Source organism: Amycolatopsis sp. cmx-11-51 (assembly GCF_047608665.1).
GTDB lineage: Bacteria > Actinomycetota > Actinomycetes > Mycobacteriales > Pseudonocardiaceae > Amycolatopsis.
Genome location: NZ_JADNQO010000001.1, coordinates 498,284 through 521,852 on the forward strand (window position 1 = coordinate 498,284; position 23,569 = coordinate 521,852).

General features: G+C 66.7%; 35 protein-coding genes. 3 read left to right on the forward strand and 32 right to left on the reverse strand.

From position 1 onward, the window contains the following. Positions 1-50: 50 nt before the first annotated feature. From ACM6LU_RS02400 to eccB, 3 genes are all read right to left on the reverse strand, one after another. On the reverse strand, positions 51-1,205 hold the full coding sequence (locus ACM6LU_RS02400) for a WXG100 family type VII secretion target (RefSeq protein ID WP_414935916.1): 1,155 nt from the start codon (positions 1,203-1,205) through the stop codon (positions 51-53). Between the two features lie 5 nt (positions 1,206-1,210). After that, positions 1,211-1,525, reverse strand: a complete 315-nt coding sequence (locus tag ACM6LU_RS02405; protein ID WP_414935917.1) for a hypothetical protein — start codon at positions 1,523-1,525, stop codon at positions 1,211-1,213. 68 nt (positions 1,526-1,593) lie between these two features. Beyond that, entirely contained in the window at positions 1,594-3,219 is a 1,626-nt protein-coding gene (gene eccB, locus ACM6LU_RS02410) for a type VII secretion protein EccB (protein WP_414935918.1), read from the reverse strand. Positions 3,220-3,741: 522 nt separating this feature from the next. Between eccB and eccE the strand changes: the two genes are divergently transcribed. From eccE to ACM6LU_RS02425, 3 genes are all read left to right on the forward strand, one after another. Next, positions 3,742-4,923, forward strand: a complete 1,182-nt coding sequence (gene eccE, locus ACM6LU_RS02415) for a type VII secretion protein EccE (RefSeq protein WP_414935919.1) — start codon at positions 3,742-3,744, stop codon at positions 4,921-4,923. Continuing rightward, positions 4,920-5,642 (forward strand): hypothetical protein, encoded by a 723-nt coding sequence (locus ACM6LU_RS02420; protein ID WP_414935920.1) that lies wholly within the window; start codon positions 4,920-4,922, stop codon positions 5,640-5,642. The genes eccE and ACM6LU_RS02420 overlap by 4 nt, the downstream gene beginning before the upstream one ends. Before the next feature lie 254 nt (positions 5,643-5,896). Further along, positions 5,897-6,856 carry an endonuclease domain-containing protein gene (locus ACM6LU_RS02425; protein ID WP_414935921.1) on the forward strand — a complete coding sequence of 320 codons (960 nt, stop codon included), beginning with the start codon at positions 5,897-5,899 and terminating at the stop codon, positions 6,854-6,856. On the opposite strand, the gene truA is transcribed toward ACM6LU_RS02425, so the two are convergent. The 29 genes from truA to rplV form a co-directional block, all read right to left on the reverse strand. Then, positions 6,826-7,659, reverse strand: coding sequence for a tRNA pseudouridine(38-40) synthase TruA (gene truA / locus ACM6LU_RS02430; protein ID WP_414937064.1), 834 nt, complete (start codon positions 7,657-7,659; stop codon positions 6,826-6,828). The genes ACM6LU_RS02425 and truA overlap by 31 nt on opposite strands. 73 nt (positions 7,660-7,732) lie before the next feature. Next, positions 7,733-8,305 (reverse strand): 50S ribosomal protein L17, encoded by a 573-nt coding sequence (gene rplQ / locus ACM6LU_RS02435; protein WP_414935922.1) that lies wholly within the window; start codon positions 8,303-8,305, stop codon positions 7,733-7,735. Positions 8,306-8,380: 75 nt separating this feature from the next. Continuing rightward, the gene (locus tag ACM6LU_RS02440; RefSeq protein ID WP_005166811.1) at positions 8,381-9,454 is read right to left on the reverse strand and encodes a DNA-directed RNA polymerase subunit alpha; all 1,074 of its coding nucleotides are present in this window, start codon (positions 9,452-9,454) and stop codon (positions 8,381-8,383) included. Between the two features lie 127 nt (positions 9,455-9,581). Next, on the reverse strand, positions 9,582-10,187 hold the full coding sequence (rpsD, locus tag ACM6LU_RS02445; RefSeq protein WP_037314696.1) for a 30S ribosomal protein S4: 606 nt from the start codon (positions 10,185-10,187) through the stop codon (positions 9,582-9,584). A 23-nt stretch (positions 10,188-10,210) separates the two neighbouring features. Beyond that, positions 10,211-10,618 carry a 30S ribosomal protein S11 gene (rpsK, locus tag ACM6LU_RS02450; protein WP_004558885.1) on the reverse strand — a complete coding sequence of 136 codons (408 nt, stop codon included), beginning with the start codon at positions 10,616-10,618 and terminating at the stop codon, positions 10,211-10,213. Positions 10,619-10,636: 18 nt separating this feature from the next. Continuing rightward, positions 10,637-10,822, reverse strand: a complete 186-nt coding sequence (locus tag ACM6LU_RS02455; RefSeq protein WP_004558884.1) for a hypothetical protein — start codon at positions 10,820-10,822, stop codon at positions 10,637-10,639. Beyond that, complete coding sequence (rpsM, locus tag ACM6LU_RS02460) at positions 10,819-11,199, reverse strand: 30S ribosomal protein S13 (protein ID WP_101612179.1); 381 nt, start codon at positions 11,197-11,199, stop codon at positions 10,819-10,821. The genes ACM6LU_RS02455 and rpsM overlap by 4 nt, the downstream gene beginning before the upstream one ends. A gap of 205 nt (positions 11,200-11,404) precedes the next feature. After that, positions 11,405-11,518, reverse strand: coding sequence for a 50S ribosomal protein L36 (gene rpmJ / locus ACM6LU_RS02465; RefSeq protein WP_004558882.1), 114 nt, complete (start codon positions 11,516-11,518; stop codon positions 11,405-11,407). Between the two features lie 36 nt (positions 11,519-11,554). Beyond that, positions 11,555-11,776, reverse strand: coding sequence for a translation initiation factor IF-1 (gene infA, locus ACM6LU_RS02470; protein WP_005166804.1), 222 nt, complete (start codon positions 11,774-11,776; stop codon positions 11,555-11,557). Between the two features lie 534 nt (positions 11,777-12,310). After that, positions 12,311-13,087: a type I methionyl aminopeptidase gene (gene map, locus ACM6LU_RS02475; protein ID WP_414935924.1), complete on the reverse strand. Its 777-nt coding sequence runs from the start codon at positions 13,085-13,087 to the stop codon at positions 12,311-12,313. Positions 13,088-13,131: 44 nt separating this feature from the next. Next, positions 13,132-13,686: an adenylate kinase gene (locus ACM6LU_RS02480; protein WP_414935925.1), complete on the reverse strand. Its 555-nt coding sequence runs from the start codon at positions 13,684-13,686 to the stop codon at positions 13,132-13,134. Further along, entirely contained in the window at positions 13,683-14,990 is a 1,308-nt protein-coding gene (gene secY / locus ACM6LU_RS02485; RefSeq protein WP_414935926.1) for a preprotein translocase subunit SecY, read from the reverse strand. Before secY ends, ACM6LU_RS02480 begins: the two co-directional genes overlap by 4 nt. Before the next feature lie 55 nt (positions 14,991-15,045). After that, positions 15,046-15,834: a LysE family translocator gene (locus tag ACM6LU_RS02490; RefSeq protein WP_414937065.1), complete on the reverse strand. Its 789-nt coding sequence runs from the start codon at positions 15,832-15,834 to the stop codon at positions 15,046-15,048. Positions 15,835-16,213: 379 nt separating this feature from the next. Beyond that, positions 16,214-16,828, reverse strand: a complete 615-nt coding sequence (locus tag ACM6LU_RS02495; RefSeq protein WP_414935927.1) for a hypothetical protein — start codon at positions 16,826-16,828, stop codon at positions 16,214-16,216. A 220-nt stretch (positions 16,829-17,048) separates the two neighbouring features. Beyond that, on the reverse strand, positions 17,049-17,495 hold the full coding sequence (gene rplO, locus ACM6LU_RS02500) for a 50S ribosomal protein L15 (RefSeq protein WP_409489789.1): 447 nt from the start codon (positions 17,493-17,495) through the stop codon (positions 17,049-17,051). Beyond that, complete coding sequence (rpmD, locus tag ACM6LU_RS02505; protein ID WP_076163011.1) at positions 17,492-17,677, reverse strand: 50S ribosomal protein L30; 186 nt, start codon at positions 17,675-17,677, stop codon at positions 17,492-17,494. Before rpmD ends, rplO begins: the two co-directional genes overlap by 4 nt. Before the next feature lies 1 nt (position 17,678). Further along, positions 17,679-18,326, reverse strand: coding sequence for a 30S ribosomal protein S5 (rpsE, locus tag ACM6LU_RS02510; protein ID WP_076163010.1), 648 nt, complete (start codon positions 18,324-18,326; stop codon positions 17,679-17,681). Between the two features lie 31 nt (positions 18,327-18,357). Continuing rightward, entirely contained in the window at positions 18,358-18,756 is a 399-nt protein-coding gene (rplR, locus tag ACM6LU_RS02515) for a 50S ribosomal protein L18 (RefSeq protein WP_414935928.1), read from the reverse strand. Between the two features lie 2 nt (positions 18,757-18,758). Then, positions 18,759-19,298, reverse strand: coding sequence for a 50S ribosomal protein L6 (rplF, locus tag ACM6LU_RS02520; protein WP_414935929.1), 540 nt, complete (start codon positions 19,296-19,298; stop codon positions 18,759-18,761). Positions 19,299-19,314: 16 nt separating this feature from the next. Continuing rightward, complete coding sequence (gene rpsH, locus ACM6LU_RS02525) at positions 19,315-19,713, reverse strand: 30S ribosomal protein S8 (protein ID WP_414935930.1); 399 nt, start codon at positions 19,711-19,713, stop codon at positions 19,315-19,317. Positions 19,714-19,791: 78 nt separating this feature from the next. Then, the gene (locus ACM6LU_RS02530; protein ID WP_005166789.1) at positions 19,792-19,977 is read right to left on the reverse strand and encodes a type Z 30S ribosomal protein S14; all 186 of its coding nucleotides are present in this window, start codon (positions 19,975-19,977) and stop codon (positions 19,792-19,794) included. Between the two features lie 4 nt (positions 19,978-19,981). Beyond that, entirely contained in the window at positions 19,982-20,545 is a 564-nt protein-coding gene (gene rplE / locus ACM6LU_RS02535) for a 50S ribosomal protein L5 (RefSeq protein WP_414935931.1), read from the reverse strand. Between the two features lie 2 nt (positions 20,546-20,547). Further along, positions 20,548-20,862 (reverse strand): 50S ribosomal protein L24, encoded by a 315-nt coding sequence (gene rplX, locus ACM6LU_RS02540; RefSeq protein WP_076163007.1) that lies wholly within the window; start codon positions 20,860-20,862, stop codon positions 20,548-20,550. A 3-nt stretch (positions 20,863-20,865) separates the two neighbouring features. Further along, a complete protein-coding gene (gene rplN / locus ACM6LU_RS02545; RefSeq protein WP_005166785.1) occupies positions 20,866-21,234 on the reverse strand; it encodes a 50S ribosomal protein L14 in 369 nt (122 codons plus the stop codon). A 79-nt stretch (positions 21,235-21,313) separates the two neighbouring features. Further along, positions 21,314-21,592: a 30S ribosomal protein S17 gene (gene rpsQ / locus ACM6LU_RS02550; RefSeq protein WP_101612170.1), complete on the reverse strand. Its 279-nt coding sequence runs from the start codon at positions 21,590-21,592 to the stop codon at positions 21,314-21,316. After that, positions 21,589-21,837, reverse strand: coding sequence for a 50S ribosomal protein L29 (gene rpmC / locus ACM6LU_RS02555; protein WP_005166783.1), 249 nt, complete (start codon positions 21,835-21,837; stop codon positions 21,589-21,591). The genes rpsQ and rpmC overlap by 4 nt, the downstream gene beginning before the upstream one ends. Beyond that, the gene (gene rplP / locus ACM6LU_RS02560) at positions 21,837-22,256 is read right to left on the reverse strand and encodes a 50S ribosomal protein L16 (RefSeq protein WP_414935932.1); all 420 of its coding nucleotides are present in this window, start codon (positions 22,254-22,256) and stop codon (positions 21,837-21,839) included. Before rplP ends, rpmC begins: the two co-directional genes overlap by 1 nt. A 3-nt stretch (positions 22,257-22,259) precedes the next feature. Continuing rightward, positions 22,260-23,135 carry a 30S ribosomal protein S3 gene (rpsC, locus tag ACM6LU_RS02565; RefSeq protein ID WP_414935933.1) on the reverse strand — a complete coding sequence of 292 codons (876 nt, stop codon included), beginning with the start codon at positions 23,133-23,135 and terminating at the stop codon, positions 22,260-22,262. Beyond that, positions 23,135-23,551: a 50S ribosomal protein L22 gene (gene rplV, locus ACM6LU_RS02570; protein WP_414935934.1), complete on the reverse strand. Its 417-nt coding sequence runs from the start codon at positions 23,549-23,551 to the stop codon at positions 23,135-23,137. Before rplV ends, rpsC begins: the two co-directional genes overlap by 1 nt. Positions 23,552-23,569: the final 18 nt, after the last annotated feature.

Sequence of the window (23,569 nt, forward strand, 5' to 3'; positions counted from 1 at the left end):
CCGTCCAGATCGCACTTAGGCCGCTAAAGTCGCTCGGGCGCGTGGGGCACCTACTTGGCGGGTTTGGGCTTCAGAGCGGGTTTCGCCGGGCTGTCGTCCTCGCCGATCACGGGCGGGACGACCTGGCCAGGCTCGCCGACCACATCGGACGGCTTCGAGGTGGGCCGTGTCTTCGACTGGTGAGCCGCTCGGCCTCCACCGCCCATGCCCATCCCCATCGGCGCCATCCCCATGGGCATCATCCCCGTCCCCGACCCGGCCGCGGCCTGGCCCTGAGGCGGCGAAGCCTGCACGGACGCGACCTCCGGGATCGGCGCCTGTCCTTGTTCGATCAGCGGTTCCTGCGACCCGGTCTTCCGGCCGTCGGCGGGGTCGGCGGCCGCGGACGGCGAAGTCGACTGTTCCTCGGACGCGGCACTGGAATCCGATTCCGCGGCGTCCTTCTCCACGGTCGGCGCACCCGCCGCCGTGGAATCGTCATGGAGCTTGAACTCGTCCTGCGGGTACCGGTGAGCGATCTCGATGCTCCGCGAAACAGCATCGGGATCGTCCACCCCGTCACAAAGCCTCACAAAGCCCTCGAGGACGTCGCGGCCGGCTTCGAAAAGCGCCTTGGCCGACTCTTGCGCCTCTTCCAGCTGAGTTCGCGCCCGCCGGACGCCACCGACCGGCAGCATCGCGGTCTCGGAGGTCAGTTCGGCCGTGTCGACCAAGACTTCGACGAGGTCGGCCAGGATGCGACGGATCGACAACACCAGTTCGTCGAGCGAACCCGCCAGCGTGTTCAGGGCGTCTTCGACGTCGGAGCCCGCGATGTTGATGTCCCCGATGTACGCGACGAACGCATCGGCGTCCTTGCCGGACCACCCGGCGTCGAGACGGCCGAGGTCCTCCGACAGCTCCTTCGACACGGTGGCCGCGGTCATCGCCGCTTTTCGGAGCCGTCCCGCTTCGTCCTTCAGGTCCTCCCAGCGCCCCGCCAGCGGAGTCAGGTAGGCCTCGACCGGATCGATCAGCCCCAGATGGCCGGACAGCTCCGAAACAAAGGCGAGATGCGGCTCCGCATCCCCGATGAGGTCCTCACCTGCCGAGCCAGGCGCGTTTAGCGGGCTAAACGCGCTCGGCGCCGCCACAGGAGCGGCAGGGCGCGCGGACGCCATCGGGTGCGGGATGGAATCGGTCGGGTTCTCCGACTCGGCGATCATGCGGTTCAGAGCTCCACGGCGTGCTTGATCATCTGGGCGGCCTCGTCGTCGTGCCCGGCGTGCCGCGCGGTCACCGTGCGGAGGGCCTCCGACGCCGACCTCAGCGCGGCCGCGCCTTCCACCAGCTGACGCTGGATGGCCTCGGCCGCGCGTCCGTAAGACGCGCCGAGGCCCAGCTCCTCCCCCAGCGTGCCGTGGGATTCGACAGTGATGCCGTCTCCGGTCACCTCGGCGGCCGCCAGCTCGAGTTCTCCGGCGGCCGCGTCGACCCGCTTCGCGTAGTCACCGACGACGGTGCCGTCGATCTTCAGGCCGGCCACTGCGCCCTCCACTCACCCGACAGTGCTTGGGCGTTGAGACGCTTGTGCCGCCCCGAAGGTTCCCGCGATCAGTTTCCCGCCGGAGGCTGCTGCCCCTGCGTGGCGACCGATCCGGCCCTGTCGTCGATCGGCACCGTGTCGAACGCGCGAAGTACGTCCTGCGTGTTCAGCGACGCGCCGACCGGCAGGATCCTGACGATCGACTCCGGTGCGGGCACGCGCTTGTTGAGCCCGATCGAGTCCGCCGTGACAGCGTCAGGGATGCCGTAGCGGATCCCGCGATCGGAGATCAGCTGGATCGGCCCCTTGTCGAAGGTCTCCTTGCCGGTCGCCGACTGGACGACCGCCGCGAAACCGGGCTCCATGAAGAAGCTGTTGATCGGCGCGCCGACCGGGCCGGGAGTACCGATCTTGACCCCGGGCGCGGAACCGTCTGCGTTCCTGCCCTTCGGCAGCTTGTCGTCGACGAAAACCGCGGTGTGACCGTCCCGGCTGTTGCCGTCGCCGGTGATGGACCAGCTCAGGCAGGACACCCGGGAACCTTGGGTCGCGTTGAGCACCGTCGGCACGGTCTGGGGGTAGGCGTCGAGCTCGATGAAGCCCGGCTGCCCGGCGGCCACCCGCGTGACGTTGCGGATCTTGCCCAGCGCCACGGACATGACCGAAGTGCTGCCGTCGTTCTTCCCGGTCTGGACGATGTCCGCGACGGCCGGGGAGATGGACTGGATCCCTTCCCTCGTGATGAGGTGGAAGTCCTTCCGCCCTTCGGCCTGCTCGGTGGAGAAGACGTCACCAACCTTCATGCCTTCGATTTCGAAGCTGGGGTTCTCGCCCTTGCCCGTGACGTCCGGCTGCTTCAGCTCCGGCACCTCGGGGATCGCGTCCAGCAGGCCCTGGGAAATACCGCGAGGCTGGTCGGGCAGCTTCAACGCGGAGAGGACGGCACTGGCGTCGGGCTTGATCTCGGCCTTGACGGCGTTCGCGTTCGGGAGGTTGGGATTCGACGCCAGCCGGTAGATCAGATAGATCCTGCCGTTGGCGCCCCTGGCCATCAATGCCTCGTTCTGGCCGAGCTCACGGTTTCCGAGCTGTTTCACACCCGCGTAGACGGTCGTCTCGGTCTTCGTGAGATCTGGCCTGGGCACCGTCGGGTCGTACATGACCTCGTCGCACACACCCCAGTCCGGGGCGACACGCTGGCCTTCCGTCGGCATCAGCTGCGGGCCGTTGGGAATGCCCATGAGCTGACCGCGGGGAATGTTCTTCAGCTGTTCGTCCGAAACGACTGTGGGGTTCTTCACTTCGGAGGCCTGTGCGGGCCCGGAAGGCTTGCTGCCTGCCTGCTGCGCCCCTTGCTTGGACTGCGCGATGATCAGCAGCCGTGCGGAAGCGAGGTTGAAGGTCGGAATCAGTTTCTTCGGGTTCCCCGCAACGACGTAAACCGTTCCGGACTGTTCGCCGATGACGATGTTGCCCGCCTCCGGAACGGAGGGTTTCGGGCTCAACAGCCCCCAGATGACGAAGACCAGTACGCCCAGCGCGGCCAGCACGATGCCCACGATGGTGGCGCGCGTGTGCGTGCGCATCGGGTCGTGGAGCATGACGGCGTCGCGACGGACCAGCGCGGATTGCATCCGGCGCAGAACGAACTGATAAGCCTGAACTTGAGACTTAGTAGTCGGTGTTGATGGCATTCTCGACCTACAGTCCTCCCCGTCGCGGTACGGTTCCGCAGGATAGCCGTACGGGGACCGTCTGGTGTGGGGTTTCTACCAACCCCAGCTAGTGTCAAGTTCCTCGGGACCGGCTTTCCGGGTACGCAGCACGCACGAGGGGAAGAGAAAGCGCGGATGTCCGTCACCACTCCTCCACGTCCGCCCGGCCCTCCGGGGTCTCAACCTCCAGGTCGCCCGCCGGGGCCGCCGCCAAGGCCCGGCAGACCAAATGGTCCTGGTGGCCCGGCCGGCGGCCAGGGAGGCCCCGGGGTTCCTCGTGGACCCGGTGGTCCCGGTGGCCCTGGCGGACCGCAGGGGCCAGGCGGCCCCGGAGGTCCTGGGGGACCTAGTGGTCCTGGAGGCCCCAGTGGTCCGAGTGGCCCGGGCGGTCCTCCGTCCGGCGGCCCCGGCCCGCAGCCCGGTCCTCCGGCCACCCCCGCGCCGCGGATCGCCGCGCCGGCGCGGCGACGGACCGGCGGGATCAACCTCGGTCCGCTGCCCGTGGCGAACCTGGTCGTGCTCGAACTCGGGCTCGCGATCGGTCTCGTTCTCCTCGCGATCGACATGAAGCTGAAGTACGTCGCGATCGGTGTGCTCGGGGTCGCGATCATCATCGCGTTCCTGCGCTGGGGCGGCCGCTGGTTCACCCAATGGGCTGGACTCACCATGCGGTACATGTTCCGTTCGCACGATCGCGTGGCGGCTCCGCTTCCGCCGAGCAGCATCGAGACGCTCGCCACCGAAGAGGACGCCGTCACCGGCCCCGACGACGCCCGGGTGAACCTGCTTCGCCTCGCCGTTCCCGATCTCGTCGTCGCGCACGGCGTCGACCACGAACGCCAGCAGGTCGGCCTCGCGTGGAACGACGGGACGTGGACCGCGGTCCTGCTCGTCGAACCCGCGCCCGCGCTGATCACCCAGGCCGGCGGCGCGCCGAGCCTGCCGCTGTCCGCGCTCGCGCCGTGTTTGGAAGACCGCGGCGTGGTCCTCGACTCGATCCAGATGATCTGGCACTGCTACCCGGGCAGTGCGTCCCTTCCGTCGGACTCGCCGGCACTCAGCTCCTACATGGAGGTACTCGGCCCGCTCCCCGCGGCCGCGCGCCGGACGACGTGGGTCGCCATCCGGCTCGACCCGCGCCGGTGCCCGGCCGCCATCCGCGAACGCGGCGGCGGCGTCGTCGGTGCGCATCGCGCGCTGATCGGTGCGCTGTCGCGAGTGCGCAACGCCTTGGAGTCGCAGGGCGTGCCGACCCGGCCTCTCGACCCGGACGAGTTGCTGCGGTCCAGTATTTCGGCCGCGGAACTGACCGCGGTCGCCGGTTCGCCCGCGAAAGTCGGCCTGCAGGAGCGCTGGACCGGCGTTACCGCGGCGGGCATCGGACACGCGAGCTACGCGATCACCAGCTGGCCGAAGGGCAAGATCAGCGGCAGCCTGAACGCGCTGACCAGCGTCCGCGCGTTGTCGGCGACGGTGGCGATGTCGATCTCGCCGTCCGCCGATGAAGGCAAGATCGGCCTGCGGGGCATCGTGCGCCTGAGCGCGCGGAACCCGCGTGAACTGGACGCAGCCGACCAGCGGCTGCAGGGCATCTCGGACCGGCTGGGCGTGGCGCTGACGCCGTTGCGCGGCCTGCAGATTTCCGGGTTCTCCGCGACATTGCCGATCGGAGGCACGGCATGAGCACCCGTATGCGTGACGCCGGCCAGAACGCCGGTATCGCCCCGGAATTCACCGTCGACCCGGCGATGCTCGACGCGATCAGCCCGTCCGGCGACCGAGGCGGGATCGTCCTCGGCTCCGGACTCAAGGGTGAGCCGCTGACGATCTCCGCGCTCCGCTCGACGCCGACCCGGATCGTTCTCGTCGGAGGTCTGTACCTGGCTCGCCAGGTGGCGTTGCGGGCGATGGCGGTCGGAGCGTGGGTCGTCGTGGCGACCGGGCGACCGGCCGCGTGGCAGGTTCTCCCCCAGGCGGCGGGCAATCAGCCCAACGGCAGGCCGTCGCCGCTGGTACAGATCCGGCGGCTGTCGCCGGTGGACCTGCCGCGTCCGTCCGAGGACGCGCCGCTGCTGGTGGTGACCGACGGCGGCCCGACACCGCAGGACCTGTTCCCGCCGCGGTCGCCGTGGCAGACCACGGTCTACGTGCTGCCTTATCTGCATCCGCAGGCCGGGGCGACCGCGAACGCGGCCGACCTGGTGCTGATGCAGCGGCTCCCGCCTGGACAGGCCGAACTGGCCGCGCGGATCTGGCGACTCCCGCCGCAAATGATGAAGCAGCTCACGGCCTTGAAAGACGACCAAGTCGTCGCACTGGGACGCAACCTGTGGCGCCCTCTTCGCCTGGTCACCACTGCGAAAGAGCAGCAGATCCTGGGCCCCGTACGCCGCGGCGACTAAGCCGGCGCGGCGACTTTAGCAGCCTGATCGCGCTCTGCGGGGCACTGTCCACATCGGACAGTGTCCCCGTTTTGCGTCCCGCCCCGTTTCACGATTAGGCCGCTAAAGTCGACCTGGCTCGGGAAGCGGGTGGGGAGGTTGTCCGTCAAGGGGCAACTGCGCGGACTGTGGATAAGCCGGGGTTTGTGGATAAGTCGCCCCTGAAGGACCTGTGACGGCCATGCGTTGTCGGTCTTTTCGATCACGGTGTCGGCATGACCAAACCATTCGATTCATCCCATCTCCCCGACGTCTTCCGTGGCTCCGAGGCACGCAAAGCAGGCCTCATCACGGCAAGCCGCCTCCGCGGTCCCAGCGTGCGGAGGCTGTTCCAGGACGTCTACACGCGCGCTGACGTGGAGGTCACGCACGAGCTGCGCTGCCGAGGCGCCGCGCTACTGGCGCCTCCGGAAGCCGTGCTGACCGGACGATCGGCTGCGACCGTTCAAGGCATCGAGCTGGCCAACCCCAACGATCCGGTCGAGATGGTCGTACCGGAGAAATACCGCTTCGGACCGATAGACGGAATCAAGATTCGGCGTACCGAGATCAGGCCCGAAGAATCGGGGCCGTGGAACGGCATTCGTATCGCGCGTAAGACCCGGATCGCGCTGGACCTGCTCCTGCGGCTTTCTCCTCGAAAATCCGGTTGGGTGAGACGGCTCCGCACCGGCGTCCCCGATCTGGACCAGTTCATGAGAGCCGAGAAGCTGCGCGATCTACATCTCAACGGGGAGTTCTACGGTCGCCGCAATCGAGGAATCCGCCTGGCCAGACATGCTTTACGACTGTCCGATCCTCGCGCGGAGTCGCCCCCGGAATCGGAGGTTCGCATCGTGCTGGCCGCCGGCGGAATTACGGCGACACCTCAGTTCGAAGTCATCTCTCGAACGGGTCATTTCGTCGCTCGCCTCGATCTAGGAGACGAGGAGTACAAGGTCGCAATCGAATACGACGGACGCTGGCACAACACGCCAGCGCAACGAGCTCACGATCGGAAACGCCGAAGACGAGCGGAAGCCGAAGGCTGGCGCTTCGTCATCGTCACCGCGGAAGACCTGGCGACCGATTTCGAAGGCATCGTCGAGGCCGTCCTGCGTGCCCGCCGCGGCGCGGTTAGCCCGCTAACTGTGCCGCGCCCGGGTCAGGAGGGGGTGCGCATGGCGCGCGTTTGATCGGCGCGGGCGGCGAGTTCCGTGTCCGGCGGGTAGTCGACGGCCATCAGCGACAGGCCGTGTGCGGGAGCGACAGCGCTGTCGCGCGTGCGGCTCTCCAAGACGTCGCCGGGCCAACCCAGCGCACGACGGCCGTCTCCGACCAGAAGCAGTGCCCCGACCAGGCTGCGCACCATCGAGTGGCAGAACGCGTCAGCGGAGACGTCGACCTCGACCGCGTGCGGTCCGGTCCGCCGCCAGACAAGCCGCTGCAGCTCGCGAATTGTCGTGCTGCCTTCGCGCTGCTTGCAGAAGGCCGCGAAGTCCTGGAGCCCCAAGAGGGACGCCGACGCCTCGTTCATCGCGTCGATCGAAAGCGGCCGTCCCCAGGCCACGGTGTCGTGACGCCGCAAGGGATCCACTCCCCACGGCGCATCCGAGACGCGGTAAAGATAGTGCCGTCGCACAGCGGAGAACCGCGCGTCGAACCCCGGGGCGGCCACCCGAGCACCCAGCACCCGCACGTCACCCGGCAGGTACCGATTCCAGCGGTGACGCATCCGCCCCAGGTCGGGAATACCTTGCTCGTCCAGTTCAAGGCGACCGGATCGCGTTTTGCCCGCTAAAGGCGACACGTCGACGTGGACCACCTGGCCGGCCGCGTGCACACCGGCATCGGTGCGGCCGGCGACGACGACGGACTTCGGGACCGAGGCTCCTGGAGGCTGCTTCGCGAGCGCTTCTTCGAGGAGTCCCTGAACGGTGCGCCGCCCGGGCTGCCGCGCCCAGCCGGAGAAATCGGTGCCGTCGTAAGAGACATCCAGACGCAGACGAACGAGCCCGCCCTCCGCAGTGGGAGTGGCGGACTCGTCCGGGGTGTTCGGTGCCGTCAGGACGTCAGTCCTTCTTGCTGTCCGCGTCCGCGGCGGGGGCCTCAGCGGCTCCGTCGGCGGCGGGAGCCTCGGTGGCCTCCGGAGCGTCAGCGGCGGCCGTGTCGGCTGCCTCAGTGGCCTCGGTGGCCACGGTGGTCTCCTCGGCGGCCGGGGCGGCAGCCTTCGGCTCGTCCTTGGCGAACTTCGTCTTGCGCGCGGCCTCGGCCTCGGCGGTGACGGTCTTCTCGGCCACCAGTTCGATGACCGCCATGGGGGCGTTGTCGCCCTTGCGCGCCATCGTCTTGGTGATCCGGGTGTAACCACCCGGACGCTCCGCGAAGAACGGACCGATTTCGGCGATCAGCTTGTGCACGACGTCCTTGTCGCGCACGATGCGCTGGATCTGACGACGGTTGTGCAGGTCGCCCCGCTTCGCCTTCGTGATCAGCTTTTCGGCCAGCGGGCGCACCCGCCGGGCCTTCGCCTCGGTCGTCGTGATCTTGCCGTGCTCGAACAGCTGCGTGGCCAGATTGGCCAGGATCAGCCGCTCGTGCGCGGGCGACCCGCCGAGACGGGGTCCCTTTGTGGGGGTGGGCATCGGTTCTCCTCGTTCAGCTCACAGCTGGAGGCCGGGGCTCCCCCACCCCTACCGGTGAGGGAGCCGAAGCTGGCCCTACAGCTGCTCCGTCTCTGCGTAGTCCTGGCCATCGTCGTGGCCATTGTCCGAAATTCCGTCCGTGATGCTGTCGACGCCCTCGGACCAGCCTTCACCGTCGTAGCTGGCCGCGGCCGCGGTCGGGTCGAACCCGGGCGGGCTGTCCTTCAGCGCGAGGCCGAGACCGACGAGCTTGAGCTTGACCTCGTCGATCGACTTCGCGCCGAAGTTGCGGATGTCCAGCAGGTCGGCCTCGCTGCGCGAGACCAGTTCGCCGACGGTGTGGATGCCCTCGCGCTTGAGGCAGTTGTACGACCGGACGGTGAGGTCCAGGTCCTCGATCGGCATCGCGTAGGCGGCGATGGTGTCCGCCTCCTGCGGCGACGGGCCGATCTCGATGCCCTCGGCGTCGACGTTCAGCTCGCGCGCGAGACCGAACAGCTCCACCAGCGTCTTACCGGCCGACGCGACAGCGTCCCGCGGCGTGATCGACGGCTTCGTCTCCACGTCCAGGATCAGCTTGTCGAAGTCGGTGCGCTGCTCGACACGGGTCGCCTCGACCTTGTAGGTCACCTTCAGCACCGGGGAGTAGATGGAGTCGACCGGGATCCGGCCGATCTCCGCGCCCGCCTGCTTGTTCTGCAGGGCCGGAACGTAACCGCGGCCGCGCTCGACGACGAGCTCGATCTCGAGCTTGCCCTTGCCGTTCAGCGACGCGATGTGCAGATCCGGGTTGTGCACGGTGACACCGGCCGGGGGCACGATGTCGGCAGCGGTGACCTCACCGGGGCCCTGCTTGCGCAGGTACATGGTGACCGGCTCGTCCTCTTCCGAGGAGACCACGAGCTCCTTGAGGTTCAGGATGATGTCGGTGACGTCTTCCTTCACCCCGGGAACGGTGGTGAACTCGTGCAGCACACCGTCGATGCGGATGCTCGTCACGGCCGCGCCCGGAATGGACGACAGCAGCGTGCGCCGCAGCGAGTTGCCGAGCGTGTAGCCGAAGCCGGGCTCCAGCGGTTCGATGGTGAACCGGGAGCGGGTCTCGTTGACCGTCTCTTCGCCGAGAGCCGGCCGCTGGGAAATCAGCATCTTTCCTAATTCCTTTCCAAACGGCGCCCGCCATATGACACCGAAAGGGATGGCGAAACGGCGGCGCACTCCGGGCGCCGCCGCCCGTGCCCACACCGGGCCGGGGTTTCCCCGGCCCGGTGATGGATCACTTCGAGTAGAGCTCGACGATCAGCTGTTCCTGGACCGGAACGTCGATCTGAGCGCGCTCCGGGAGCTGGTGGACCAGCACCCGGAGGTTGGACGGAACAACCTGGAGCCACGCGGGAACGGGACGCTCGCCGAACGACTCCTTGGCAGCGACGAAGGGCAGCATCGCGAACGACTTCGGCCGCACGTCGATGATGTCCCACTTGCTGACCTGGTACGAGGGCACGTTGACCTTGACGCCATTGACCACGAAGTGACCGTGGCTCACCAGCTGACGCGCCTGACGGCGGGTGCGGGCGATGCCGGCGCGGTAGATCACGTTGTCCAAACGGGACTCGAGGATCTGCAGCAGGTTCTCACCGGTCTTACCCGGACGCCGGACGGCTTCCTTGTAGTACCGGACGAACTGACGCTCGAGAACGCCGTAGGTGTAGCGAGCCTTCTGCTTCTCCTGCGACTGCAGGAGGTACTCGGACTCCTTGATGCGCCCGCGGCCGTGCTGGCCCGGCGGGTAGGGGCGACGCTCGAAAGCCTGGTCGCCGCCGATGAGGTCAACCTTGAGGCGACGCGAAATACGCGTCGCGGGGCCGGTGTAACGAGCCATTTCTTCTTACTCCTCCCCGTTCCTCAGACCCGGCGCCGCTTGGGCGGGCGGCAGCCGTTGTGAGGCTGCGGGGTCACGTCCTGGATGGTGCCGACCTCGAGGCCGGCCGCCTGCAGCGAGCGGATCGCCGTCTCGCGGCCCGAACCCGGGCCCTTCACGAAAACGTCGACCTTCTTCATGCCGTGCTCGGCAGCCTTGCGGGCGGCGTTCTCGGCGGCCATCTGCGCGGCGAACGGGGTGGACTTACGCGAGCCCTTGAAGCCCACGTGACCACTCGACGCCCACGCGATCACGGCACCGGTCGGGTCCGTGATCGAGACGATGGTGTTGTTGAAGGTGCTCTTGATGTGCGCGTGGCCGTGCGCGACATTCTTCTTTTCCTTACGGCGGACCTTCTTGGCCCCCGCCGCAGTACGAGACTTCGGTGGCATGTTCTGAGGGTTCTCCTGTTAGCGCGCGTTCTCTTGGTGAGCGGCGACCGCTTCGGCCTGGCCGCGCCGGATGATCGAACCGGCGTCGGTGTACAGGTTGCGGAGCGCCATCGGGCGGGCGTAAAGCGCCTTGGGCGAGACACATGCCGAGCCGCGGCGGTGAACGCCGCCCATCTGCACGACCTTCTTGCCCTGGACGCTCACTTCTTGCCAGCCTTCTTCTTGCCGGCGACCGTCTTCTTCGGACCCTTACGGGTACGGGCGTTCGTCTTGGTCCGCTGACCACGGACGGGAAGTCCGCGACGCCAGCGAAGGCCCTCGTAACACCCGATCTCGATCTTCCGACGGATGTCGGCGTTCACCTCACGGCGAAGGTCACCCTCGACCTTGAAGTTCTCTTCGATGTAGACCCGCAGCTTGGCGAGGTCGTCATCGCTCAGATCCTTGACGCGAGTGTCCGCGTTGAGCTCGGCAGCCGCGACGAGCTGCTTCGAGCGGGTACGGCCGATGCCGTAGATGTAAGTCAGCGCGATCTCCAACCGCTTTTCGCGGGGGAGGTCTACGCCAGCGAGTCGTGCCATTGGCGTTGATGCTCCTTCATAGAATTCGTCTTCAGGTCTGCTCCCCGTCCGGTCCCGGGACCGACTCGCCTGTCGTGCCCTCGGCTCGCGCTTCGGGTGTCCCGGCCCCGGCCTGAAGTCCGGGGGTGAACCGGGCCGTTCGCACGGCCCGGCAGGTGCGGGGAGATTGTGTAGCCGTCAATCCACTCTGTACGAGTGCGAGTGATCAGCCCTGCCGCTGCTTGTGCCGCAGGTTCTCGCAGATCACCATGATCCGGCCGTGACGGCGGATCACTTTGCACTTGTCGCAGATTTTCTTGACGCTCGGCTGAACCTTCACGTCTCCTGCTCTCCTGCTTGTACTAACTCGTCGTGATCACTTGTAGCGGTAGACGATGCGACCACGAGACAAGTCGTAGGGCGAGAGCTCCACGACAACCCTGTCCTCGGGCAGAATGCGAATGTAGTGCTGCCGCATCTTGCCGCTGATGTGTGCAAGGACCTTGTGGCCGTTCTCCAACTCGACGCGGAACATCGCGTTGGGGAGCGGCTCGACTACGCGGCCTTCGACCTCGATGGCCCCGTCTTTCTTGCCCATGTCCTCCGCATTTCCTGTCGCTACGCTGTGTTATCAGTCAGAGCTTGAGTGCTTGGCTGGGTGGTGCGTCGGCACACTCCACCCGGGGTCCAATGTTCGTTCGCGAGAATTCACGAGCGCGCAGGATCCGGGCGCGATGAGTACACCGACTTGACAGTGTACGCAACCCGTGTCGCGAGGCCCAGACGGGGGGTAACTGTGTTACATGCCCCGGGCTCGCCGGAAGCGACCTCCCCTATCATACGCCTCCACCGACCTGCGTTTAGCGGGCTGATCGCGACCTGGCGGGCCTATTGCCCGGCGTGCTCGGCGGCCCGAGGTGTACCCGATGGGGGCAGCGCCCAGACGCCTCAGGCGAGGCGGGGCACTGCGCCGACCAGCGGGCGGACTTGCGTTTCGCGGCCTAACCGCGACCTGGCGCCCACCTGCGTTTAGCCCCCTAATCGCGATCACCGGATCGCGATTAGGGGGCTAAACGCAGGTCTGGGCGCACTTGCGTTTAGCGGGCTAAACGCGATCTGGGGCCGGAGAGGGTCAGGCGTCTTCGGGGGCGGTCAGCACCCACGGGCCGTCATCGGTGATGGCGACGGTGTGTTCCCAGTGCGCGGCCCGCGAGCCGTCCGCTGTCACGACGGTCCAACCGTCGTCGAGCTCGACGGTCTCACCACCACCACCGGTCAGCATGGGCTCGATCGCGAGCGCCATTCCGGTCTTGAGTCTCGGGCCCTTGCCGGGCTTACCGAGGTTCGGCAGGAACGGGTCCATGTGCATCTGGCGCCCGATCCCGTGACCGCCGTACTCGACGATCATCCCGTACTCGATGCCGTCATCCTGGCCGGCCTTCTCGGCCGCGGTCTGCACGGCATGCGAGATGTCTGTGAGCCGCCCACCGGATGACACCGCGGCGATCCCCGCCCACATCGCCGCCTCGGTGGCCGCCGAAAGCGCGAGATCCGCCTTCGACACCTCACCGATCGCGAGAGTGACCGCGGAGTCGCCGTGCCAACCGTCGAGGATCGCGCCGCAATCCACCGAGATGATGTCGCCCTCGTTCAAGGCCTGCGTCTTCGACGGGATGCCGTGCACGATCTGCTCGTTCACCGAAGCGCAGATCGACGCAGGGAAGCCGTGGTAACCCTTGAACGAGGGCACCGCGCCGGCGTCGCGGATCGTCTGCTCGGCGAGTTCGTCGAGATCGGCCGTCGTCGCCCCTGGCTTGGCGATCTCGCGCACCGCGGTGAGGGTGCGCCAGACGATCAGACCGGCCGCGCGCATCGCCTGGAGCTCGCCCGGGGTCTTGAGTTCGATCATGCGCCCACGACGAAGCCGTTGCAGTACACGCAGTCCTCCGAGGTTCACGTGCGGTCGCGCAGCGCTTCCAGCACGCGGACGGAGATCTCGTCGACCGAGCCGACACCGTTGACCGTGACCAGGATGTCCGCGTAGTACTCGAGCAGCGGAGCCGTCTCGGACACGTAGATCTGCTGGCGACGACGGATGACCTCTTCGGTGTCGTCCGAGCGGCCACGGGACAGCAGCCGCTCGACGACGACGTCTTCGGAGACCTGGAGCTGGATGACCGCGTTCAGTTCGGTGTCGACCTCGCCGAGGATCTCACCGAGGACGTCAGCCTGCTTCGTGTTGCGGGGGAAGCCGTCCAACAGGAAACCGACCTTGGCGTCGGGTTCGGCAAGACGCTCACGCACCATCTCGTTCGTGACCGAATCGGGCACGAGTTCACCGGAATCCAGGTAGCGCTTGGCTTCCTGGCCCAGCGGCGTCTGCTCCCCCACGTGGGCGCGGAACAGATCGCCGGTCGAGATATGCGGGATCCGGAGCTTCTCCGACAGTGCTACCGCCTGAGTACCTTTGCCCGCGCCAGGAGGGCCAACAAGAACCAGGCGCGTCACTTCAAGAACCCTTCGTAGTTACGTTGCATCAGCTGGCTTTCGATCTGCTTCACGGTGTCGAGACCGACACCGACCATGATCAGCACAGCCGTGCCACCGAACGGGAAGTTCTGGTTGTTCCCGCTACCGGTAACGGACAGGAAGAAGTTCGGGAGGATCGCGATGATGCCCAGGTACAGCGAGCCCGGCAGGGTGATCCGGCCGAGGACGTAGCTGAGGTACTCCGCGGTGGGACGGCCCGGGCGGATACCCGGGATGAAGCCACCGAACTTCTTCATTTCTTCCGCACGCTCGTCCACGTTGAACGTGATCGTGATGTAGAAGTACGTGAAGAAGATGATCAACGCGAAGTACAGCAGGACGTGCGCCCAGCTGGACTGGTTGACGATGTAGTTCTGGATGAAGACCTGCCACCCGGCGTTGCTGTTGGCGTCAGCGACGAGGCGGCTGATCAGATCCGGCAGGTAGAGCAGCGACGAGGCGAAGATGACCGGGATGACACCGGCCTGGTTCACCTTGATCGGCAGGTAGGTCGAGGTCCCGCCGTACATGCGGCGGCCGATCATGCGCTTGGCGTACTGCACCGGGATCCGGCGCTGGCCCTGCTCGACGAAGATGACGCTGGCGATGATCACCAGGCCGAACACGCAGATGAGGGTGAACACCACGGGGCCCGCGCTGCTGAGGATGTTGCCACCCTCGATCGGGATGCGGGCGGCGATGTTCAGGAAGATCAAGACGGACATACCGTTTCCGACGCCGCGCTCGGTGATCAGCTCACCCAGCCACATCATGACGGCGGTACCGGCGGTCATCGTGATGACGATGATGGCCAGCGTGTAGACGCTGTTGTCCGGGATGATCGCGGTGTCGCACTGCGGGAAGAGCTGCTTGCGGTCGGCGAGCGCCACCACACCGGTGGCCTGCAGAACCGCGAGGGCGATCGTCAGGTACCGGGTGTACTGGGTCAGCTTGCCCTGGCCGGCCTGGCCTTCCTTCTTCAGCTCCTCGAACCGTGGGATGACCACGGTGAGGAGCTGGACGATGATGCTCGCCGTGATGTACGGCATGATGCCGGTCGAGAACAGCGACAGCTGCAGCAGTGCACCGCCACTGAACAAGTTCAGCAGCTGATAGACGCCCTCCTGCGACCCGGTTTCCGTACATTTCTGGACGGCGGAGTACGAGATGCCCGGGGCCGGGATGGTGGCACCGATTCGGTAGACCGCGACGATGGCTAGCGTGAACAGGATCTTCTTACGTAGATCCGGCGTCGCGAGAGCCGAGCGGAAGGCGCTGAGCACGCGGGGGACCTCCTCGGCGTCGTCGGCTGTCGTACCGACGATCGGCTTGGCCGACCTAGGGCCGGCAGGAACACACAGCTTTCTGGCACAAGCCAGGAGCGCTTCGGGGCACACTCGTCCCGAAGCGTGTCGCCGACTCTAACAGCTTCACAGGGCGTGTCCGCAGTGCGTGTGGGTTTTCCGAACGAAGGTTGGTCCGCGAGGTTGATCGGCTTCCGCTTCTCGCTCCGGAACCTTGACAGATCGCCTTGTCGTTCCGTGCTTTCCGAGCCCATCGGATCGCGATTAGCCCGCTAAACGCACCGTGATCGGGGGTGGGTTCAGAGGCTCGACGCGGCGAGGGCTCCCGCCATGCCGAGGCACACGACACCGGTACCCCGATCGACGTTGCGGGCGACTTCACGAGCGCGCCGGCTCCGATGGAGGTCACGCCCGCGACGAGCTCGGCGACCACGTAAATGGCGCCGGGGGTCGCGATCTGGGCAGAAAAGGAGCCGTGAGCTGCGTCGATGAACTGGGGCACGAACGCGGCGAAGATGAGGATCGCCTTCGGGTTCGTGATCGCGACGACGAATTCCTTCCTCGCGACCTGCGGGGCCGGTACGGATTCAGTGTCCTGCGGCCCCGGGACCAGCGCGGTCCGCTCACCGCGGAACGTCGGCCACGGCAGCCGTCCGCCGATCCAGACCAGATAGGGGACACCTACCGATTTGATCACTGTGAGTGCAACTTCGGAGGCGGCGAGGAGTTGCCCAAGTCCTGCGGCGACGGTAGCGATCAACACTGTGAATGCACCCAATCGGCCTAACAGGCCCACCAGCCCTTTCCATCCACCCTGTGTCATGCCGTGGTGCAGGCTGAGCTGATTGTTCGCCCCTGGCGTAAAAGCCACGAGCACCGCCGCACCGAAAAGACCACCGCCCAGTCATCGGCCACCTCCACCCCCACGGTGTCGACCGACGCGAGCGCCTTTAGCGGGCTAATCGCGCGCTTTCGGGCCGGGATCCGGCGGAGGGACGAAGGCTGAATAGTCCGGAGGGGACATCGGCTGAGGTTCCGGCGGCAGCACCGCGATGTAAATGCCGTCCTTGGAGTGGGCAGGTCCGCGAGCCCCGGCTCATCGCTCACCGGCATTTCGACCTCCTCGACACGGTGAGTCATGACCGCCGCGCCCACCGCGGCGACCACGGCCGCGAACAGAGCCCATAAGCCCGCACTGAGCGTCATCGCCGATTCGGTGGGTTCTCCCAGATGTTGTCCGGATCCCAGCATGGTGACGGTGAGACGACTCCTGGGAGGAATACCGCCCCGATGGTGACGAACCATCGATCCAAGGTTCCCGGCCGTCGTAAGAGGGCGGCACGGGCGCTGACGATCGTGGCCGCCAACAGGATCGTCGCGGCGATCAGGAGAGGAATACCGACAGGCGACGTCGACATCGTAAGGCTGCGTCCCCCGGGCTGGTTGATCATTGTTTCCCACGCGCCTTGAACGACCACGATCACGAGCTTGTCGCTGCGATCGAAGTCGAGTCGATGCTCCGTGGTGAAGAACGGGAAGAAGCAGCCGACGAGGGTCAGTACCACTGCCAGAGCCGCCAGGCCCGCTGCGACCTGCCCGCGAGGCTCGGGCTGGTCAGACCGGACCGGCACGCCTGCGGGGTCCATGGGACCTGACACCGAGATGACCGTCGGCGGCGCGACCGGCTGCTGCTGAAAGGGCTGCGGATCCTGCCCGGAAGGTGTTTCACCTCGCGAGCCTTCCAGCTCAGACCCCCGCCCGCCACGCTCGCCGCCTGGTGCGTTTAGCCCCCTGATCGCGATCTGAGCGGCGGGCACCTGGGCGACCGGCGGAGCGCGATTAGGGGGCGAAAGTCGCTCTCTGTGCCTTTGGCCCCAGATCGCGATTAGGGGGCTAAACGCAAGTCGGCGGGAGCGCCGGGGAGAAGGGACCGGATCGCACTTAGCCCGCGAAAGTCGAAGCCGCCGGGAGGAGCGCAAGCGAAAGGCCCGCCGGGCGGAGCCGGGCGGGCCTTTCGGTGAAGCGAGCGAAGAAAGCTCAGAGCGTGGTGGCGGAGCCACCGGCGGCGGAGAGCTTCTCCTTGGCGGAGCCGGAGAAAGCGTCGGCGGTGACGTCCAGCTTGACGCCGTTCAGGTCACCGTTGCCGAGTACCTTCACGAGCTTGTTCTTGCGAACAAGGCCCTTCGCGACGAGCTCCTCGTTGCCGACCTTGCCACCGTCCGGGAAGACGCGGGCGATGTCGCCCAGGTTCACCGGCTGGTACTCGGTACGGAAACGGTTCTTGAAGCCGCGCAGCTTCGGCAGCCGCATGTGGATGGGCATCTGCCCACCCTCGAAACCGGCGGGCACGTTCTTCCGGGCCTTGGTGCCCTTGGTACCGCGACCGGCGGTCTTGCCCTTCGAGCCCTCACCACGGCCGACGCGCATCTTCTCGCGCTTCGCGCCCGGAGCCGGACGAAGGTGGTGGATCTTGATGGCAGTCATGCCTTGACCTCCTCGACCTCCACCAGGTGGCGGACCGTGTGGATGAGGCCGCGAACCTGGGGGGTGTCTTCACGCACGACACTCTGCCGGATCTTGCGCAGCCCGAGGGTGCGCAGCGATTCACGGTGATTGTGCTTCGTGCCGATCTTGCTCTTGACCTGGGTCACCTTGAGCTGAGTCATGTCAGACCCCCTGACCCGCACGCTGACGCAGCATCCGAGCGGGGGCGACGTCCTCGAGCGGGAGACCGCGGCGGGCCGCGACCTCTTCGGGACGCTGCAGACCCTTCAGGGCCGCCACGGTCGCGTGCACGATGTTGATCGCGTTGTCGGAGCCAAGCGACTTCGACAGCACGTCGTGGACACCCGCGCACTCCAGCACCGCGCGCACCGGACCACCGGCGATGACACCGGTACCGGCGGACGCCGGACGGAGCAGCACGACACCGGCGGCTTCCTCACCCTGGATGGGGTGGGGAATGGTGCCACCGACGCGGGGAACGCGGAAGAAGTTCTTCTTCGCCTCCTCGACGCCCTTGGCGATGGCCGCGGGAACTTCCTTGGCCTTGCCGTAGCCGACGCCGACCTGACCGTCACCGTCACCGACGACCACCAGGGCGGTGAAGCTGAAGCGACGACCACCCTTGACGACCTTGGCGACGCGGTTGATCGTCACGACCTTCTCGAGGTGCGGGGTCTTGTCCTGGCCGGCCCCGCCACGACCGCTGTCGCGACGATCCCGGCCGCCACCACGACGTTCATTGCGGTCGTTGCCGCCCTGCCCGCCGGGTCCGCCCTGGCCGCCGCCGAATTGCCGTGTACGTCCCGGCATCAGGCTTTCCTTCCATTCACGAGCATCTGCATCAGAATTCCAACCCCGCTTCACGGGCGGCGTCGGCCAGTGCGGCGATGCGGCCGTGGTAGGCGTTACCGCCACGGTCGAACACCACAGCCGAGACACCGGCGTTCTTGGCGCGAGCGGCGAGAAGCTCCCCGACCTTGGCGGCCTTGGCCTTCTTGTCGCCGTCCAGCGCACGGACGTCCGCCTCGAGGGTGGACGCCGACGCCAGGGTCTTGCCGGCGAGGTCGTCGATCAGCTGCACGGCGATATGCCGCGAGGACCGCTTGACGACCAGACGCGGACGCAGGTCCGTGCCGTTGATCTTCTTGCGGAGCCGGAAGTGCCGACGGGCCTTCGCGACGCGGCGGCGGGTCGAGATGTCCTTGCCGACCGGCTTGCGCTTCGTAGTCGTGTCGCTCATGATCACTTACCCGTCTTTCCGACCTTGCGGCGGATTTTCTCACCCTCGTAGCGCAGGCCCTTGCCCTTGTACGGGTCCGGGCGGCGCAGCTTGCGGATGACCGCGGCGATCTGGCCGACCTTCTGCTTGTCGATGCCCGAAACCGAGAACCGGGTGGGGGTCTCGACCTTGAAGGTGATGCCTTCCGGGGCCTCGATCTTCACCGGGTGGCTGTAGCCGAGGGCGAACTCGAGGTCCGAACCCTTGGCCTGCACCCGGTAACCGACACCGTGGATCTCAAGCTTCTTCTCATAGCCCGCGGTCACGCCGACGACGAGGTTGTTGACCAGCGTCCGGGTGAGACCGTGCAGGGCACGGCTGTTGCGTTCCTCGTCGGGACGCTTCACCTGCAGCGTGCCGTCCTCGGCGCGCTCCACGGTGATCGGCTCGGCGATGATGTGCTCAAGGGTGCCCTTGGGTCCCTTGACCCTGATCTGCTGACCTTCGATGGTCACGTCGACCCCGGAGGGGACGGCGACCGGCAGCTTTCCGATGCGTGACATGTCTGTGCCCCCTTCCTTACCAGACGTAGGCGAGGACTTCGCCGCCCACGCTGTTGCGCTTGGCCTGACGGTCGGTCTGGAGGCCGGAGGACGTCGAGATGATCGCGACGCCGAGGCCACCGAGAACGTTCGGCAGTTCGGTCGATTTTGCGTAGACCCGCAGCCCGGGCTTGGACACGCGGCGGAGGCCGGCGATGCTGCGCTCACGGTTGGGGCCGTACTTCAGCTCCACGACGAGGTTCTTGTGCTTCTCGCCCGGCTCGTCGCGGTAGCTCGCGATGTAGCCCTCGCGCTTGAGGATCTCGGCGATGTTCGCCTTGATCTTCGAGTGGGGAAGCACGACCTCGTCGTGGTAAGCCGAGTTCGCGTTACGCAGACGGGTCAAGAAGTCTGCGATGGGGTCGGTCATCGTCATGGTGACCTGTCAACCTTTCTCGCCCTGGTTCCCTGCGGAGCGCGGGGCCTGTGGCGAAGTGGGAGTTAAAAAAGACTCTTACCAGCTGGACTTGCGGACACCGGGCAGCTCGCCCGCGTGTGCCATCTCGCGAAGGCAGATCCGGCAGAGCCCGAACTTGCGGAACACCGAGTGCGGGCGACCGCACCGCTGGCAGCGCGTGTAACCGCGAACCTTGAACTTCGGCGTCTTCGCGGCCTTGTGGACCAGTGCTTTCTTGGCCATCGACTCAGTTCTCCTTGAACGGGAAGCCGAGCTTGCGAAGCAGCGCGCGGCCCTCGTCGTCGGTGTTGGCGGTGGTGACGACAGTGACGTCCATACCGCGCGGGCGGTCGATGGCGTCCGGATCGATCTCGTGGAACATCGACTGCTCGTTGAGACCGAACGTGTAGTTGCCGTTACCGTCGAACTGCTTCGGCGAAAGCCCGCGGAAGTCACGGATACGCGGCAGCGCGATGGTCAGCAGCCGGTCGAGGAACTCCCACATCCGGTCGTTGCGCAGCGTGACGCGCGCACCGATCGGCTGGCCCTCACGCAGCTTGAACTGCGCGATGGACTTGCGAGCCTTGCGAACCTCGGGCTTCTGCCCGGTGATCGCGGACAGGTCGCGGATGGCGCCTTCGATCAGCTTGCTGTCACGGGCGGCGTCACCGACACCCATGTTCACGACGACCTTGACGACGCCCGGGATCTGGTGGACGTTCTCGAAGGAGAACTCCTCCTGGAGCTGTCCCTTGATCTCCTCGCGGTACCGCACCTTGAGGCGCGGGGCGATCTTCTCTGCGGTGGTCATGATCAGATGTCCTTACCGTTCCGGCGCGAGACCCGGACCTTCTTGCCGTCCTCGCCGATGCGGTAGCCCACCCGGGTCGGCTTGCCGTCGGAGTCGACGACCATCACGTTCGAGACGTGGATGGGCGCCTCCTGCGTGACGATGCCGCCGGACTGCGCGCCGCGCTGGGTCTGGGAGATCCGCGTGTGCTTCTTGATCCGGTTCACGCCCTCGACCAGCACGCGCTCGCGCTCGGGGTAGGCCTGAATGACCTTGCCCTTGGCGCCCTTGTCCTTGCCGGCGACGACGACGACCGTGTCGCCCTTCTTCACCTTCATGCTCTACAACACCTCCGGCGCGAGCGAAATGATCTTCATGAACTTTCGGTCGCGCAGCTCGCGGCCCACCGGGCCGAAGATGCGGGTGCCGCGGGGCTCATTGTCGTTCTTGATGAGCACAGCAGCGTTCTCGTCGAAGCGGATGTAAGAACCGTCCGGACGACGGCGCTCCTTGCGCGTGCGAACGATGACAGCCTTGACGACGTCACCCTTCTTCACGCCGGCGGCCGGCATGGCGTCCTTCACGGTGGCGACGATGATGTCGCCGATACCCGCGTAGCGCCGCCCCGAACCGCCGAGAACGCGGATGCAAAGGATTTCCTTCGCGCCCGTGTTGTCGGCAACCCGTAGCCGCGACTCCTGCTGGATCACGTCAACTCCTGTATGTCGCGCTGGTTCTCGCGCCGAAGCGCGAGCCTTGCGGAACTAAGGGACTCAAAAAGAGCCCTACTTACTTGGCCTTCTCCACGATCTGCACCAGGCGCCAGCGCTTGGTCGCCGACAGCGGGCGGGTCTCCATCAAGGTGACCTTGTCGCCCGTGCCCGCCTCGTTGTTCTCGTCGTGCACCTTGACCTTCTTGGTGCTGCGGAGAACCTTGGCGTAGCGCCGGTGCTTCTTGCGGTCCTCGAGCTCGACCACGATCGTCTTGTTCATCTTGTCCGAGACGACATAGCCCTCACGGACCTTGCGGTCGTTGCGGCCGGCCGCCTCGGTGGGCTGCTCGCTCATGCGGCACCTTCACTCTCGGCGTCAGGGGAAACGGACAGGCCGAGTTCACGCTCGCGCATGACCGTGTAGATCCGCGCGATGTCCGTGCGGACGGTACGCAGACGGCGGTTGTTGTCGAGCTGTCCGGTCGCCATCTGGAAGCGGAGGTTGAAAAGCTCCTCCTTGTATTCCTTCAGACGCAGAACGAGCTCTTCCGCGGTGAGCTCACGAAGCTCCGATGCCAGAGCGGCACCTGCCTTCGCCATCAGAACTCACCACCTTCACGGGTCACGATGCGGCATTTCATGGGCAGCTTGTGGATCGCGCGACGGAGCGCCTCGCGGGCGGTCTCCTCGTTCGGGAAGCTGATCTCGAACATCACGCGACCCGGCTTCACGTTGGCGACCCACCACTCGGGCGAACCCTTACCGGAACCCATACGGGTTTCCGCCGGCTTCTTGGTCAGCGGGCGGTCGGGGTAGATGGTCGTCCACACCTTGCCACCACGCTTGATGTGACGCGTCATGGCGATACGAGCGGACTCGATCTGCCGGTTGGTCACGTAGCTGTGCTCAAGCGCCTGGATGCCGTACTCGCCGAAGCTCACATTCGTACCGCCCTTGGCGGCACCGTGGCGCTTCGGGGAGTGCTGCTTCCGGTGCTTGACCCTGCGCGGGATGAGCACGTGTCAGCCCTCCGTCTTTTCTGCAGTCTCAGCAGCCGGGGCCTCGGTGGCCGCGGGGGCGGCGTCGCCCTTGGCGGCGGCAGCGGCGCTGCCATCTGCCTCTCGAGCGGCGGCCCGTCCGGCTTCGGTCGAGGTCGGCGTCGTGCCCGACGCACCGGAACGGCGCGGGCGGGCGGGACGGTCTCCACGGTCACGGCGCGGGGCACGCTCGGCGGCCGCGGCGGCGTCGCGCGCCTCACGGGCCTTGAGGCCGCCCACGAGCTCGCCCTTGTAGATCCACACCTTCACACCGATGCGACCGAACGTCGTCTTGGCCTCGAAGAAGCCGTAGTCGATGTCGGCGCGCAGCGTGTGCAGCGGGACGCGGCCATCGCGGTAGTGCTCGGAGCGGGACATCTCGGCACCGCCGAGACGACCGCCGCACTGCACGCGGATGCCCTTGACCTGCGGCGAACGCATGGAGGTCTGGATCGCCTTGCGCATCGCGCGGCGGAACGCCACCCGGTTGCTCAGCTGCTCCGCGACACCCTGAGCGACGAGCTGGGCGTCGGCCTCGGGGTTCTTGACCTCGAGGATGTTCAGCTGGACCTGCTTGGCGGTCAGCTTCTCCAGCGCGCCGCGGATCCGGTCGGCCTCCGCACCACGACGGCCGATGACGATGCCCGGCCGGGCGGTGTGGATGTCGACGCGGACCCGGTCACGGGTGCGCTCGATCTCGACCTTGGAGATGCCGGCGCGCTCCATGCCCGTGGACAGCAGCTTCCGGATCTTGACGTCCTCGGCCACGTACTCCGCGTACTGCTTGTCGGCGTACCAACGCGACTTCCAGTCCGTGGTGATACCCAGGCGGAAGCCGTGCGGGTTGATCTTCTGGCCCACTACCGGCCACCTGCCTTCTTCTTGCCCTGTGCCTTCTTGGCCTCGGCCTTCGGACGCGACTCCACCTCTACGGTGATGTGGCTGCTCCGCTTACGGATCCGGTACGCGCGGCCCTGGGCCCGCGGACGGATGCGCTTGAGGGTCGGACCCTCGTCGGCGTAGGCGTTCTTGACCCAAAGGGTGTCAGGGTCGAGATCGAGGTTGTTCTCGGCGTTGGCCACGGCGCTGGCGAGCACCTTCGCGACCGGCTCGCTGGCCGCCTGCGGGGCGAACCGGAGCACGGCCAAGGCGTCGGCGGCGCTACGTCCCTTGATGAGCTCGATCACCCGGCGCACCTTGGTAGGCGAGTCCCGGACGAAGCGAGCCCGCGCGTAAGCCGTCGGCAATGCCTCGGCCACGTCGTTCTGGGCGTTCATCGCTAGCTTCCTTGTTCT